This is a genomic window from Pseudomonas sp. GW821-FHT01A09 (genome assembly GCF_058986725.1).
On sequence record NZ_JBYSWB010000030.1, the window covers coordinates 38,430 to 52,524 of the forward strand.

Annotated in this window: 13 protein-coding genes and 1 pseudogene; 9 read left to right on the top strand and 5 right to left on the bottom strand. The window is 59.8% G+C overall.

Annotated elements, in window-relative coordinates; genetic code table 11:
• Positions 1-21: 21 nt before the first annotated feature.
• From murA to hisC, 4 genes are all read left to right on the top strand, one after another.
• Positions 22-1,287, top strand: a complete 1,266-nt coding sequence (gene murA, locus AC3WJP_RS24915) for a UDP-N-acetylglucosamine 1-carboxyvinyltransferase (protein WP_493722593.1) — start codon at positions 22-24, stop codon at positions 1,285-1,287.
• A gap of 67 nt (positions 1,288-1,354) precedes the next feature.
• A complete protein-coding gene (hisG, locus tag AC3WJP_RS24920; RefSeq protein WP_493722594.1) occupies positions 1,355-1,990 on the top strand; it encodes an ATP phosphoribosyltransferase in 636 nt (211 codons plus the stop codon).
• A 144-nt stretch (positions 1,991-2,134) separates the two neighbouring features.
• A complete protein-coding gene (gene hisD / locus AC3WJP_RS24925) occupies positions 2,135-3,451 on the top strand; it encodes a histidinol dehydrogenase (RefSeq protein ID WP_493722634.1) in 1,317 nt (438 codons plus the stop codon).
• A 2-nt stretch (positions 3,452-3,453) separates the two neighbouring features.
• Positions 3,454-4,497 carry a histidinol-phosphate transaminase gene (gene hisC / locus AC3WJP_RS24930; RefSeq protein ID WP_493722595.1) on the top strand — a complete coding sequence of 348 codons (1,044 nt, stop codon included), beginning with the start codon at positions 3,454-3,456 and terminating at the stop codon, positions 4,495-4,497.
• A gap of 134 nt (positions 4,498-4,631) precedes the next feature.
• On the opposite strand, the gene algW is transcribed toward hisC, so the two are convergent.
• Positions 4,632-5,795 carry a Do family serine endopeptidase AlgW gene (algW, locus tag AC3WJP_RS24935; RefSeq protein ID WP_493722596.1) on the bottom strand — a complete coding sequence of 388 codons (1,164 nt, stop codon included), beginning with the start codon at positions 5,793-5,795 and terminating at the stop codon, positions 4,632-4,634.
• Between the two features lie 115 nt (positions 5,796-5,910).
• Here algW and AC3WJP_RS24940 point away from each other — a divergent pair, with 115 nt between their 5' ends.
• From AC3WJP_RS24940 to cysN, 3 genes are all read left to right on the top strand, one after another.
• Positions 5,911-6,669, top strand: coding sequence for a Nif3-like dinuclear metal center hexameric protein (locus AC3WJP_RS24940; protein ID WP_493722597.1), 759 nt, complete (start codon positions 5,911-5,913; stop codon positions 6,667-6,669).
• 239 nt (positions 6,670-6,908) lie between these two features.
• Positions 6,909-7,826, top strand: a complete 918-nt coding sequence (cysD, locus tag AC3WJP_RS24945; RefSeq protein ID WP_493722598.1) for a sulfate adenylyltransferase subunit CysD — start codon at positions 6,909-6,911, stop codon at positions 7,824-7,826.
• Positions 7,827-7,839: 13 nt separating this feature from the next.
• On the top strand, positions 7,840-9,738 hold the full coding sequence (gene cysN / locus AC3WJP_RS24950) for a sulfate adenylyltransferase subunit CysN (protein WP_493722599.1): 1,899 nt from the start codon (positions 7,840-7,842) through the stop codon (positions 9,736-9,738).
• On the opposite strand, the pseudogene AC3WJP_RS24955 reads toward cysN, so the two are convergent.
• Positions 9,735-9,951 (bottom strand): annotated as a pseudogene (locus AC3WJP_RS24955) (IS5/IS1182 family transposase); the annotation flags it as partial. The gene cysN and the pseudogene AC3WJP_RS24955 overlap by 4 nt on opposite strands.
• Positions 9,952-10,138: 187 nt before the next feature.
• On the bottom strand, positions 10,139-11,347 hold the full coding sequence (locus AC3WJP_RS24960; protein WP_493722600.1) for an MFS transporter: 1,209 nt from the start codon (positions 11,345-11,347) through the stop codon (positions 10,139-10,141).
• A gap of 1,236 nt (positions 11,348-12,583) precedes the next feature.
• On the opposite strand from AC3WJP_RS24960, the gene AC3WJP_RS24965 reads away from it, so the two are divergent.
• Positions 12,584-12,814, top strand: coding sequence for an AbrB/MazE/SpoVT family DNA-binding domain-containing protein (locus AC3WJP_RS24965; protein WP_493722601.1), 231 nt, complete (start codon positions 12,584-12,586; stop codon positions 12,812-12,814).
• 33 nt (positions 12,815-12,847) lie between these two features.
• On the opposite strand, the gene AC3WJP_RS24970 is transcribed toward AC3WJP_RS24965, so the two are convergent.
• Entirely contained in the window at positions 12,848-13,108 is a 261-nt protein-coding gene (locus AC3WJP_RS24970; RefSeq protein WP_493722602.1) for a DUF6124 family protein, read from the bottom strand.
• Positions 13,109-13,217: 109 nt separating this feature from the next.
• On the opposite strand from AC3WJP_RS24970, the gene AC3WJP_RS24975 reads away from it, so the two are divergent.
• The gene (locus tag AC3WJP_RS24975; protein WP_493722603.1) at positions 13,218-13,490 is read left to right on the top strand and encodes a helix-turn-helix domain-containing protein; all 273 of its coding nucleotides are present in this window, start codon (positions 13,218-13,220) and stop codon (positions 13,488-13,490) included.
• A gap of 41 nt (positions 13,491-13,531) precedes the next feature.
• Here the strand turns inward: AC3WJP_RS24975 and AC3WJP_RS24980 are convergent, their stop codons facing one another.
• Complete coding sequence (locus AC3WJP_RS24980; protein WP_493722604.1) at positions 13,532-13,969, bottom strand: Z-ring associated ZapG family protein; 438 nt, start codon at positions 13,967-13,969, stop codon at positions 13,532-13,534.
• Positions 13,970-14,095: the final 126 nt, after the last annotated feature.

The following is a 14,095-nucleotide window of genomic DNA, read 5'->3' on the forward strand; positions in this document are numbered from 1 at the left end:
CCCTTTGGGGTCGAGATTCTAATGGACAAACTGATTATTACTGGCGGCATTCCTCTCGATGGGGAAATCCGCATTTCCGGGGCGAAGAACTCCGCTCTGCCGATTCTGGCAGCCACCTTGCTGGCCGATGCGCCGGTCACGGTCGCCAACCTGCCGCACCTGCACGACATCACCACGATGATCGAGCTGTTCGGCCGCATGGGTATCGAACCGATCATCGACGAAAAGATGGCCGTGGAAATCGATCCGCGCACCATCAAGACTCTGATCGCCCCTTACGAGCTGGTGAAAACCATGCGCGCGTCGATCCTGGTGCTGGGCCCGATGGTCGCGCGTTTTGGTGAGGCCGAAGTGGCCTTGCCTGGCGGTTGCGCCATTGGTTCGCGTCCGGTCGACCTGCACATTCGTGGCCTTGAAGCCATGGGCGCGGTCATCGAGGTCGAAGCCGGCTACATCAAGGCCAAGGCACCGGAAGGTGGCCTGCGCGGCGCCAACTTCTTCTTCGATACCGTCAGTGTGACCGGTACCGAGAACATCATGATGGCCGCTTCCCTGGCCAACGGCCGTACCGTGCTGCAGAACGCTGCGCGCGAGCCGGAAGTCGTCGACCTGGCCAACTTCATCAACGCCATGGGCGGTGACGTCAAGGGCGCTGGCACCGACACCATCACCATCGACGGCGTCAAACGCCTGGGTGCGGCTCACTACAAAGTGATGCCGGACCGCATCGAGACCGGTACCTACCTGGTCGCCGCTGCCGCCACCGGTGGCCGCGTCAAGCTCAAGGACACCGATCCGACCATCCTCGAAGCGGTGCTCGACAAGCTGCGTGAAGCCGGCGCCGAGATCACCACCGGCGAAGACTGGATCGAGCTGAACATGCACGGCAAGCGGCCCAAGGCCGTCAACCTGCGGACCGCTCCGTACCCGGCGTTCCCGACCGACATGCAGGCGCAATTCGTCTCGCTCAACGCCATCGCCGAAGGCACTGGCGCAGTCATTGAGACGGTGTTCGAAAACCGTTTCATGCACGTCTATGAAATGGTCCGCATGGGCGCGCACATTCTGGTCGAAGGTAACACCGCCGTCGTCACCGGCACGGCGAAGCTCAAGGGCGCGCCAGTCATGGCCACCGACCTGCGTGCTTCCGCCAGCCTGGTCATCGCCGCGCTGGTCGCCGAAGGCGATACCCTGATCGATCGCATCTACCACATCGACCGTGGTTACGAGTGCATCGAAGAAAAACTGCAGATGCTCGGCGCCAAGATTCGCCGCGTACCGGGCTAGTGCTTCCGGGCGCAGGGAAGCGCCCCATGGGTTATTGCTGAATTATTGATAAGGATCGATGTTTTCCATGTTGACCATCGCGCTGTCCAAGGGCCGCATCCTCGACGACACCCTGCCGCTGCTGGCTGCAGCCGGTATCGTGCCGACCGAGAATCCGGACAAAAGCCGCAAACTGATCATCCCGACCACGCAGGACGACGTACGCCTGCTGATCGTGCGCGCCACGGACGTTCCGACCTATGTCGAGCACGGCGCCGCCGACCTCGGCGTGGCGGGCAAGGATGTGCTCATGGAGTACGGCGGCCAGGGCCTGTATGAGCCGCTGGACCTGCAGATCGCCCGTTGCAAACTGATGACCGCCGGTGCCGTCGGGGTTCCCGAACCCAAAGGCCGCCTGCGCGTCGCTACCAAATTCGTCAATGTCGCCAAGCGTTACTACGCCGAACAGGGCCGTCAGGTCGACATCATCAAGCTCTATGGCTCGATGGAACTGGCACCTCTGGTCGGTCTGGCCGACAAGATCATCGACGTCGTCGATACCGGCAACACCCTGCGTGCCAATGGCCTGGAACCCCAGGAAATGATCGCCGACATCAGCTCCCGGCTGGTGGTCAACAAGGCTTCCATGAAGATGCAGCACGCCCGCATCCAGGCCTTGATCGATACCCTGCGCACTGCGGTAGAGTCGCGACACCGCGGCTGAATCACTCGCACGCCGTGCTGCGCGTGCCCATCTATCCGCGTCATAGCCAAAATCTCAGGTGCCCACGCGGATGGCTTGGTAGTCTAGCGACGCCTGAGATTCGCCATTTGTGCCCCGCCAATTATTGAGGCCCCTGTCATGACCATGACTGCTCCTACCGCAATCCGCCGACTCAACGCGCTTGACCCGGACTTCGCACACCATCTGGATCATCTGTTGAGCTGGGAAAGCGTGTCTGACGAGTCGGTCAACCAGCGCGTGCTGGACATCATCAAGGCCGTGCGCGAGCGCGGTGACGAAGCGCTGGTGGAGTTCACCAAGCGTTTCGACGGCCTGGATGTGGCCTCGATGGCCGACCTGATCCTGCCTCGCGAGCGTCTCGAACTGGCCCTGACCCGGATCACCGCGCCTCAGCGCGAGGCGTTGGAGAAAGCCGCGGCCCGCGTGCGCAGCTACCACGAGAAGCAGAAGCAGGACTCCTGGAGCTACACCGAAGCCGACGGCACGGTGCTGGGCCAGAAGGTTACGCCGCTGGATCGCGCTGGCCTGTATGTGCCCGGTGGCAAGGCCTCCTATCCGTCGTCGGTGCTGATGAACGCCATTCCGGCCAAAGTTGCCGGTGTCAGTGAAGTGGTCATGGTGGTGCCCACGCCCCGTGGCGAAATCAACGAGCTGGTGTTGGCCGCCGCCTGCATCGCCGGGGTCGACCGGGTGTTCACCATTGGTGGCGCCCAGGCCGTCGCCGCGCTGGCCTACGGCACCGAAAGCGTACCCCAGGTCGACAAGGTGGTCGGGCCGGGCAACATCTATGTGGCGACTGCCAAGCGCCACGTGTTCGGGCAAGTGGGCATCGACATGATCGCTGGCCCGTCCGAGATCCTCGTGGTCTGCGACGGCGGCACCGATCCGGACTGGATCGCCATGGACCTGTTCTCCCAGGCCGAGCACGACGAAGATGCCCAGGCGATTCTGGTCAGCCCGGATGCCGAGTTCCTCGACAAGGTCGCGGCCAGCATCGAAAAACTGTTGCCGACCATGGACCGCGCAGAGATCATCAAAACTTCCATCAACGGCCGCGGCGCGCTGATTCAGGTACGGGACATGCAGCAGGCCATCGAAGTGGCCAACCGCATCGCCCCGGAACACCTCGAACTCTCGGTCGCCGACCCCGAGGCCTGGTTGCCCCAGATCCGCCACGCCGGCGCGATCTTCATGGGGCGCCACACCTCCGAGGCGCTGGGCGACTACTGCGCAGGCCCCAACCACGTGTTGCCGACTTCCGGCACCGCACGGTTTTCCTCGCCGCTGGGGGTGTATGACTTCCAGAAACGCTCGTCGATCATCTTCTGCTCCGAAGCCGGTGCGTCCGAGCTGGGCAAGACCGCTTCGGTGCTGGCCCGCGGCGAGTCCCTCAGCGCCCACGCCCGCAGCGCCGAATACCGCATTCTGGAAGGTAAATAAGCATGAGCAAGTTCTGGAGTCCTTTCGTCAAGAGCCTGGTGCCCTACGTGCCGGGCGAGCAGCCCAAGCTCACCAAACTGGTCAAGCTCAATACCAACGAGAACCCCTATGGCCCTTCGCCCAAGGCGCTGGAGGCCATGCGCGCAGAGCTGAACGACGACCTGCGGCTGTATCCCGACCCTAACGGCGATCTGCTCAAACAGGCGGTCGCCGATTACTACGGCGTGCAGACTGGCCAGGTTTTCGTCGGCAACGGTTCGGATGAAGTGCTAGCGCACATCTTCCATGGCCTGTTCCAGCAGGATCTACCGCTGTTGTTCCCGGACATCAGCTACAGCTTCTACCCGGTGTACTGCGGCCTGTATGGCATCGAGCACGTATTGGTGCCGCTGGACGAGCAGTTCCAGATTCGTGTCGCCGATTACGCGCGCCCCAACGGCGGGATCATTTTCCCCAATCCCAACGCGCCAACCGGCTGCGTGCTGGCGCTGGACGCGGTCGAGCAGTTGCTCAACGCCAGTCCGGATTCGGTGGTGGTGGTCGATGAAGCCTACATCGACTTCGGTGGCGAAACCGCCATCAGCCTGGTGGACCGCTATCCGAACCTGCTGGTGACCCAGACGCTGTCCAAGTCCCGTTCGCTGGCGGGCCTGCGGGTCGGCCTGGCGGTCGGCCACCCGGACCTGATCGAGGCGCTGGAGCGAGTCAAGAACAGCTTCAACTCCTATCCGCTGGACCGCATGGCCATCGCCGGCGCCGCTGCGGCGTTCAATGACAAGGCGTATTTCCAGCAGACCTGCAAAGCGGTGATCGACAGCCGTGAACGTCTGGTGGCCGAGCTGCAAAAGCGCGGGTTCGAGGTGCTGCCGTCGGCGGCCAACTTCATCTTCGCCCGCCATCCGCAGCAAGACGCCGCGGGCATCGCCGCCAAAGTGCGTGAGAAAGGCGTGATAGTGCGCCACTTCGAGCAAGAACGCATCGCCCAGTTCCTGCGTATCAGCATCGGTACGCCGGAGCAGAATCAGGCGTTGCTGGACGCACTCTGATTGCAGGAACGGGCTGCGGCCCGACGCGCTTTTCCTGTAGCGAGGGGGCTTGCCCCCGATTGCGTTGTATCAGCCGCAGGTGACGTGGCTGACACTGCAATCGGGGGCAAGCCCCCTCGCTACAGGTGTAGTGGTTACTTCTCTTCCGGCGCTACCGCCGTGGGGGCGGGTGGTGGCCGCAGGCCGACTTCCGCGGTCAGTTTCAACTGCTTGCCGTTGCGCATGACTTCAATGGCGATCTTGTCGTTGGGCTTGGTGCGTGCCACCTGATTCATCGAGCGACGCCCGTCGCCGGCAGGTTCGCCGTTGATGCTGAGGATCACGTCACCCAGTTGCAGGCCGGCCTTCTGCGCCGGGCCACCGGCGAAAATCCCCGCGACGACGATACCGGGTTTGTCTTTCAGGCCGTAGGACGCGGCCAGGTCTTCGGTCAGCGGCTGCACTTCGATGCCCAGCCAGCCGCGGATCACCTGGCCGTGCTCGATGATCGACTTCATCACATCGACGGCCAGCTTGATGGGGATGGCGAAGCCGATGCCCTGGGAACCACCGGACTTGGAGAAGATCGCCGTGTTGATGCCGGTCAGGTTGCCGTTGGCATCCACCAGCGCACCACCGGAGTTGCCGGGGTTGATGGCCGCGTCGGTCTGGATGAAGTCTTCATAGGTGTTGAGGCCCAACTGGTTGCGGCCCGTGGCGCTGATGATGCCCATGGTCACCGTCTGGCCGACGCCGAAGGGGTTGCCGATGGCGAGCGCGACGTCGCCGATATGGATGTTGTCGGAGCTGCCGATGGTGATCGAAGGCAGGTTCTTGAGGTCGATCTTGAGCACCGCCAGATCGGTTTCCGGGTCGCTGCCGATGACGCGGGCGAGGGTCTCGCGCCCGTCCTTGAGCGCCACCACGATCTGGTCGGCGCCAGCGGTTACATGGTTGTTGGTCAGCAGGTAGCCTTCGGGGCTCATGATCACGCCCGAGCCGAGGCTCGATTCCCAGCGCCGCTGCTTGGGCAGGTTGTCACCGAAGAAGCGCCGGAACTGCGGGTCTTCGAACAGCGGATGGTTGGTCTTGTTGACCACCTTGGTGGTGTACAGATTCGCCACGGCGGGCGCGGCGAGGGTGACGGCGCTGGCATAGGACACCGGGCCTTGAACCACGGTGGCCGATTGCGGTGCCTGTTGCAGATTGATGTCCTGGCTCGGCAAGCCGACCCATTCGGGGAAGCGCTGGATGATCAGCAAGGCAATCAAGATACCGGTCAATAATGGCCAACCAACAAAACGTAGCGCCTTGAACATTTAACGATTCCCGGGAGATGGCGGTCGGGCGTTTCCACATGGCTTGGGACGCCCCATAATGGCCGCCATTATACGAGGCCTTTAGCGGCTCTGAACGGCCTTTATGGAGACTTTTATGGCTATTGCCTTGACGACCCTGGTGGAGGAAGCGGATCGCTATCTCGCCAGCGCCAAAATCCAGGATTACTGCCCCAACGGCCTGCAGGTCGAGGGCCGCGCCCAGGTGCTGCGCATTGCCAGCGGCGTGACTGCCAGCCAGGCGCTGCTGGAGGCCGCCGCCGAAGCAGGCGCCGACGTGGTGCTGGTGCATCATGGGTATTTCTGGAAGGGTGAAAACCCTTGCGTGACCGGGATGAAGCAGCGGCGTCTGAAGACCTTGCTGCAAAACGACATGAGCCTGCTGGCCTATCACCTGCCGCTGGACGTGCACCCGGAAGTCGGCAACAACGTGCAGTTGGCCCGCCAGCTCGATATCACCGTCGAGGGCCCGCTGGATCCGAGCAATCCGCGCATCGTCGGGCTGCTGGGCTCCCTCGACGAGCCCATGAGCGCCCGTGATTTTGCCCGCAAGGTGCAAGAGGTGATGGGCCGCGAGCCATTGCTGATCGCGGGCAGTGGCATGATCCGCCGGGTCGGTTGGTGCACCGGCGGCGGCCAGGGCTACATCGATCAGGCCATCGCCGCCGGGGTCGATCTGTTCATCAGCGGCGAGGCCTCGGAGCAGACTTTTCACAGCGCCCGAGAGAACGACGTGAGCTTCATCGCCGCCGGTCATCACGCCACCGAGCGGTACGGCGTGCAGGCGCTGGGGGATTACCTGGCGCGGCGCTTTGCGCTGGAGCATGTCTTTATCGATATCCCCAATCCGATCTGATCCCTTTCACTGTAGCGAGGGGGCTTGCCCCCGAAAACAATTCGTTCAGCTCCATCGTCAGGGCTCTGCAATTTTCGGGGGCAAGCCCCCCCGCTACAGGGAGTGGCCAAACTCTCGGGTATATCCTTATAACCTTTGCGTCTAGTCGGCTTTTTTCATAGAAACGGCCCCCATGTTAAAGTGCGCGGCTCGAACACGGCCCGTGGGCCGTCCATAAAGAATGTATCCCGTGAGTAACCATGGTCGACAAACTGACGCACCTGAAACAGTTGGAGGCGGAAAGTATCCACATCATTCGTGAAGTGGCCGCCGAATTCGATAACCCGGTGATGCTGTATTCGATCGGCAAGGACTCCGCCGTCATGCTGCACCTGGCGCGCAAGGCGTTCTTTCCGGGCAAGCTGCCGTTCCCGGTGATGCATGTCGATACCCGTTGGAAATTCAAGGAGATGTACCAGTTTCGCGACCGCATGGTCGAAGAAATGGGTCTGGACCTGTTGGTGCACATCAATCCTGACGGCGTCGCCCAGGACATCAATCCGTTCACCCACGGCAGCGCCAAGCACACCGACATCATGAAGACCCAGGGCCTCAAGCAGGCGCTGGACAAGTACGGCTTCGATGCCGCCTTCGGTGGCGCGCGCCGCGACGAAGAGAAGTCCCGCGCCAAGGAGCGGGTTTATTCGTTCCGCGACAGCAAGCATCGCTGGGACCCGAAAAACCAGCGCCCCGAGCTGTGGAACGTCTACAACGGCAAGGTCAACAAGGGCGAATCCATTCGTGTGTTCCCGTTGTCGAACTGGACCGAGCTGGACATCTGGCAGTACATCTACCTCGAAGGCATCCCGATCGTGCCGCTGTACTTCGCTGCCGAGCGTGAAGTCATCGAGAAGAACGGCACCCTGATCATGATCGACGACGAGCGCATCCTCGAGCACCTCAGCAAGGAAGAAAAAGCCCGTATCGTCAAAAAGAAAGTGCGTTTCCGTACGCTTGGCTGCTACCCGTTGACGGGCGCAGTGGAGTCCGAGGCCGAAACCCTCACGGACATCATTCAGGAAATGCTCCTGACGCGAACTTCCGAGCGCCAGGGCCGGGTCATCGACCACGATGGCGCAGGCTCGATGGAAGACAAGAAACGTCAAGGCTATTTCTAAGTAGGGTCAGACCATGTCGCACCAATCAGAATTGATCAGCGAGGACATCCTCGCCTACCTGGCCCAGCACGAGCGCAAGGAACTGTTGCGTTTCCTGACCTGCGGCAACGTCGACGACGGCAAGAGCACCCTGATCGGGCGCCTGCTGCACGACTCCAAGATGATCTACGAAGATCATCTGGAAGCCATCACCCGCGACTCGAAAAAATCCGGCACCACGGGCGATGACATCGACCTGGCGCTGCTGGTGGACGGCCTGCAGGCCGAGCGCGAGCAGGGCATCACCATCGATGTCGCCTACCGCTACTTCTCCACGGCCAAGCGCAAGTTCATCATTGCCGACACCCCGGGCCACGAGCAGTACACCCGCAACATGGCCACCGGTGCCTCCACCTGTGACCTGGCGATCATCCTGGTCGACGCCCGCTATGGCGTGCAGACCCAGACCCGCCGCCACAGCTATATCGCCTCGTTGCTGGGCATCAAGCACATCGTCGTCGCCATCAACAAGATGGACCTCAAGGGCTTCGACGAAGGCGTGTTCGAGTCGATCAAGGCCGACTACCTGAAGTTCGCCGAGGCCATCAATCTCAATCCGACCACCCTGGCCTTCGTGCCGATGTCGGCCCTCAAGGGCGACAACGTGGTGAATCACAGCGAGCAGTCGCCGTGGTACACCGGTCAGACGCTGATGGAAATCCTCGAGACCGTTGACGTCTCGACCGATCGCAACATGACCGACCTGCGCTTCCCGGTGCAGTACGTCAACCGCCCGAACCTGAACTTCCGCGGTTTCGCCGGCACCCTGGCCAGTGGCATCGTGCACAAGGGCGACGAAGTCGTGGTGCTGCCGTCGGGCAAGAGCAGCCGAGTCAAATCCATCGTTACCTACGAAGGTGAGCTGGAGCACGCCGGCCCAGGCCAGGCCGTGACCCTGACCATGGAAGACGAGATCGACATCTCCCGCGGCGACCTGCTGGTGCACGCCGATAACGTGCCACCGGTGACCGACCAGTTCGAGGCCATGCTGGTGTGGATGGCCGAAGAGCCGATGCTGCCGGGCAAGAAGTACGACATCAAGCGCGCCACCAGCTATGTGCCGGGCTCGATCGCCAGCATCGTCCACCGCGTCGACGTCAACACCCTGGAAGAGGGCGCTGCCAGCTCCCTCAAGCTCAACGAGATCGGCAAGGTCAAGGTCGCGCTGGACGCCGCCATCGCCCTGGACGGCTATGAAAGCAACCGCACCACAGGCGCCTTCATCGTCATCGACCGCTTGACCAACGGCACCGTCGGCGCCGGCATGATCATCGCGCCGCCCGTGGTCGGCCAGGGTAGCGGCCATCACGGCAAGCTCGCCCACGTCGCCACCGAAGAGCGCGCCCAGCGCTTCGGCCAGCAGCCCGCCACCGTGCTGTTCACCGGCCTCTCGGGCGCCGGCAAGAGCACCCTGGCCTACGCGGTCGAGCGCAAGCTGTTCGACATGGGCCGTGCGGTCTATGTACTGGATGGCCAGAACCTGCGCCACGACCTCAACAAGGGGCTGCCCCAGGACCGCATCGGGCGCACCGAGAACTGGCGTCGTGCCGCTCATGTGGCGCGCCAGTTCAACGAAGCGGGTCTGTTGACGCTGGCGGCCTTCGTTGCACCGTCGGCCGAAGGTCGCGAGCAAGCGAAGACCCTGATCGGCACCGAGCGCTTGATCACGGTGTATGTGCAGGCTTCGCCGCTGGTATGCCGTCAGCGTGATCCACAGGGTCTGTACGCGGCCGATGGCGACAACATCCCGGGTGAGTCCTTTCCGTACGATGTGCCGCTGAATGCTGATCTGGTGGTGGATACCCAGAGTGCGTCGGTGGAGGATGGGGTGAAGCAGGTGCTGGAGTTGTTGCGTTCGCGTGGGGCTATCTAGGGTCTACGCGAAAAGTATTGTCGCGAACACCTCATGGCACAGTCCAATGAGATCATCGCCGCAAAACTTGTTGCGAGCTTGTCGAAGCGAGTGACGATGCGGCGATTGTCCTTCAGCCACCCGAAAATGCGCTCGGTGATGTTGCGCTGTCGGGTTCTGCGGGCGATCAAACAATCTGGCCAAGCCCGGCTTGGGTTTGCGTTGCATGTCCCGTCATGCGGTACCAGAGCAAAGCATTCAAAGGGTGCCATTGAGCCTCAGGCGCTCACCGACTCACGGGCGTCCGCTGCGGTGGGTTTCAGTGAAAAAGAACGGCATCCACATCTCAGGCTGCTTTGGGGAGGCGAGGGCTTGCCCATTGCCGGCAGATCGATGCCCCCGACTAGGTCCAGAGTGCCGATCACTGGACTTTCGGCTCGGCACGAATAGCAGACGCGGCACGAAGTGTACGCATTCCCAACAGCACGATTACCACCATGGACAGGCCCGCGACAATCGCGACACCGAACCCTGCCTGCGCGCCATAGACGTCGATGACCAGGCCCGCCAATACGCCCCCAAGCGCTACGCCGATGCTGATTCCTGTCGTCATCCACGTGAGTCCTTCGGTGATTCTGGACGGTGGAACAATGATCGTACCGAGATTCATGACGACGACCATCGTTGGCGCAAATGACATACCCGCCACAAACAGCATCCCGGAAAGGATGTAGACATCCGGTGACAAAATGGGCAACACGGCAGTGACTGCCGTTATCAGGACCCCTATAAAGAACTGCTTTTCAATCGGCAAGGAAATCCTTAAAGCGCCGAACGTCAAGCCCGCGATCATCGAGCCGAGCGCATAGGCTGCCAGGATGAAACTGGCAGACGCCGGCCAGTCTTGTGCGTTGGCGAAGGCAACTACCGCCACGTCGATTGATCCGCCAATCACACCAATCGCCAGGAGCGCCAGCACGATGGTACGAACGCCGGGGATAAGGAGGGTCGAGCTTGCGCTCCTTCCAATGCCCACGACTACCTTCGGTTCTGTCTGCCGCTGCCTAAGAAAAGCCGTCACGCCGACAACCAGAAAAAGGACGGCTACAAGTGGTCCGGCTTCGGCGAAAAAGCTGACGCTCAAACCAATGGCAAGTGGCGGCCCGATGATAAAGGCGAGTTCAGTTAGAACTGTATCTAGAGAGAAGGCAGTGTGTAACTGTGGCTTGCCACGGAAAAGCTGCGTCCAGCGTGCTCTTATCATAGCGGGCATGCTCGGCATCGTGCCCGCCAATGCCGCAAGAATAAACAGCAGTGTAGCGGGAGCCCTAATGTAGACGGCAATGATCAGCGCGAGCAACATGCCAACGCTGAAAGTCGTCACAAAGGGCAGAACCCGACGCTGGCCTCGCTGATCAACCAGCTTCGATACTTGCGGACCGATAAGCGCATTCGCCAAGGTAAAAGTACCGGCGACCGAGCCGGCCAGCCAATAAAGGCCCGTCTGCTGCACGAGCATGGTAATGATGCCGATGCCGATCATTGCCTGTGGCAGACGGGCAATGGACCCCGTAATCACTAATCCCATGACGCCTGGGGTGGTGAAGAGTTTGCGGTAAGGATTTGCCATGATTCCTCCGTTTTATTATTTGACAGTTATGGATAGCCCACTTGCTTGTAGGTGGGCTACACGTTTATTCAGCGCCTCTTATAAAGCGATCGATTAAATTTTTAAACCAAGTACTTATGGTTAATAACGTAATTCATTGTGGAGATATGCTCTCTTGGGATAGAAGCAGAACTAATCTCCAGGTCGGAACAAGAGTTCTCTCCACCCGCCTAGCATATCAACCTGCGGCAGCATCCACGGCCCGATACACTAGGAGTTTCTTTCCTGCGGTAGAGATAAACAATAATCTTTAAATGTCTTCAGAAAAATTTCGATTTGATTTCAGCTGCGAATCCCATTCGAGCTAAGGGTCTACCCCTGACACATAAAAGTCAATGCCGGTCGAAAACTGACCCATCCTGCCTTAGGCCTTGTTCCTCGCGATAAGCACGGCGACTTTAGAGAGATGATCTGAATACCGTACGGAAGCTTAGCTTTCGCGGGTTGGTGCTAAAAAATTGAAAGATCATGTGTCAATGATATCCTTGCATCTGTACTGCAATTTCGAATATATCAGTGGCGATTACTTGCAGCGCCGGTAATGATCGAGTGCGCTAAGCACCGGCCTAGAGCTATCTCCGTAAGACGAAGGTTTTTCTAATGAAATATGCTGTTACTTCAAAGATAATCTGTATGGTCTTGATGGCGCTTTGCTGCTATCCCTTCCGCTCACGATCGCGCCCCTCTTTGCTTGAAAGTTGAATGGCGCACCGCATAAAGTGAGCTTTTCAAGACTGATGAGAAGGACACGCTGCTATCGGAATTGACCCCTATATGAAAATTGATGGGATTTCCTGTGAGGCTAAGTGGAGGGAGTGCGGCAGCTTGGATTCTGCCTGTAACACGTATGCACAGCGGAAATGGGTGGCCGTGCAAGCTCATCGAATGACTCTAGTGGGCCTTCGGGTTGTTTTCCTGAATTTTTTATCAGGAGAGGCGATATCGATGCTCACGAGTTTTCAAGAGTGCCTAGATCATTGAAAATCTTAGTGCTAGGGCATTATGTGCTGGCCTTGGTTGCTACAGTCGCAGCTCTGATGATATATGTTTATCTTCGGGTAACTGGTTTAGTCAGTTGAGTGGGAGAAGCCCCGCGCTGGTGACAGTGCGGGGTTTTGCTTTCCAAGCCATTGTCGTGGCGGTTGTTGATTCATGGGCGGTATATTTCCGGTACCTCATCACCCAAAGGATATCGATATGCGAACGGTAGTTATCGAGAACAGTGGCGCCAATCAGACCATTTCACTGCCTGCGGATATGAGCTATCACGGCGTCTCTGAGCTCGAAATCATTCGTGAAGGCGATACCATTACCTTGCGCCCGGTGAGGCCCAGCTGGGAATCATTCGGAACTGTGGCGCGCCTAGATGCGCATTTTCTGCGCGACCGTCCAGATGTCATCCAGGAAGCCGGACGGTTCGATTTGTGACCATCGAGTAATTCTTTATTTTGCAGATGGGGGTCAGCGCGGCCCTATTTCCTGTAACGAGTCCACCAATGCGACTGCCATCTCCGTCAAGAGGATAGAAGCCCAGGCCAGTTCCCTGGAGTTGCTCAATTCGCCATCCGTCATTTCATAGCTGATCGCCGATGCGCAACGCAGGAGCGATGACGCCTGCTGGAGTGCATTCGTCGCATCAAGCCCCGGGTTGACGCTGAAAAGATTGGGTTCTTTGGCGCCGCCTGTGTTGAATGCCAGGTGTCGAGTCTTTTTATTCTTCATTAGGTCTGTCCGTCTGTGGATGAAGTGAGCAGAATTGAACTGTATCTGACTTTCAGATATCTGAGAAGTGGATATAGCGTGCTCGCCTTCACTAGCGCCGGGGCGGGTCATGACTAAAGCTATCTACTCTCGGGAATACGAGATCTACGTTGCGCTGCTTAAGGCGTACCGGGTCGAGGCAGGTCTGACCCAGGCGCAATGCACCGAAGCGTTAGGCCGTCCTCAGTCGTTCATGAGTGACGTCGAACGAGGTTCGCGGCGGCTGGATCTGGTTCAGCTCAGAGAGTTGTTGATGGTGCTGAAAACGGATCTGATTCGGTTCGTGGCGCGCTATGAAGCAGCACTTGCCGAGCTGAGCAAGGGTGATATGCACCAGCCATAAAAAACGGAGCCCGCAGGCTCCGTCGTGTTTTGAGTGAAGCGTTACTTACGCTTCAACCCATACTGCTCATCCAGCATCCCCGGCGAGTTCGGCGCTTTGGGCGCGTAGTCGAGCGGTGGCTCGGCGCCTTGTGGCGGGGTCAGGCGCTCGCGAGGGCCGATCGGTGCGTCGGAGTGCAGCGAGGCCAGCAGGCGCTGGCGGGTCAGTTCGTCCAGGGCCAGGTTGTTGGCGCCCTCGGCGAGGTGATCTTGAACTTCCTGGTAGCTTTGGGTGAGCTTCTTGACCAGGATGGCGGTGCTGTTGAAGTGGGTGACCACCTCGTGCTGGTAGTTATCGAAACGTTCCTGAATTTCGTCCAGCTGACGCTGTGTGCTGCTAGGCGCGGCGTTGGGCGCGAGGCGGGCGATCAGGAAACCGGCGACCACACCGACCACCAGGGCCAGGGTAGGCAACAACCAAACTAAGAGCGAGTGTTCCACGAGTCCTTCCTCTATAAACGGCTTTGCTTTACGTTAACGGCTCGGACCTGCACTGTACACTGCATTACGATGGCAAATATGTCAGACAGGATCTTTCAGCTAGACGAGTCGACCCTATCAGAGGTC

Excerpts from the sequence above, each read along its gene's own strand:
- cysD (WP_493722598.1), top strand. The coding sequence starts at position 6,909 with ATGGTCGACAAACTGACGCACCTGAAACAGTTGGAGGCGGAAAGTATC.
- cysN (WP_493722599.1), top strand. The coding sequence starts at position 7,840 with ATGTCGCACCAATCAGAATTGATCAGCGAGGACATCCTCGCCTACCTG.
- hisG (WP_493722594.1), top strand. The coding sequence starts at position 1,355 with ATGTTGACCATCGCGCTGTCCAAGGGCCGCATCCTCGACGACACCCTG.
- AC3WJP_RS24940 (WP_493722597.1), top strand. The coding sequence starts at position 5,911 with ATGGCTATTGCCTTGACGACCCTGGTGGAGGAAGCGGATCGCTATCTC.
- hisD (WP_493722634.1), top strand. The coding sequence starts at position 2,135 with ATGACTGCTCCTACCGCAATCCGCCGACTCAACGCGCTTGACCCGGAC.
- AC3WJP_RS24960 (WP_493722600.1), bottom strand. The coding sequence starts at position 11,347 with ATGGCAAATCCTTACCGCAAACTCTTCACCACCCCAGGCGTCATGGGA.
- murA (WP_493722593.1), top strand. The coding sequence starts at position 22 with ATGGACAAACTGATTATTACTGGCGGCATTCCTCTCGATGGGGAAATC.
- AC3WJP_RS24965 (WP_493722601.1), top strand. The coding sequence starts at position 12,584 with ATGCGAACGGTAGTTATCGAGAACAGTGGCGCCAATCAGACCATTTCA.
- hisC (WP_493722595.1), top strand. The coding sequence starts at position 3,454 with ATGAGCAAGTTCTGGAGTCCTTTCGTCAAGAGCCTGGTGCCCTACGTG.
- AC3WJP_RS24970 (WP_493722602.1), bottom strand. The coding sequence starts at position 13,108 with ATGAAGAATAAAAAGACTCGACACCTGGCATTCAACACAGGCGGCGCC.
- AC3WJP_RS24975 (WP_493722603.1), top strand. The coding sequence starts at position 13,218 with ATGACTAAAGCTATCTACTCTCGGGAATACGAGATCTACGTTGCGCTG.
- algW (WP_493722596.1), bottom strand. The coding sequence starts at position 5,795 with ATGTTCAAGGCGCTACGTTTTGTTGGTTGGCCATTATTGACCGGTATC.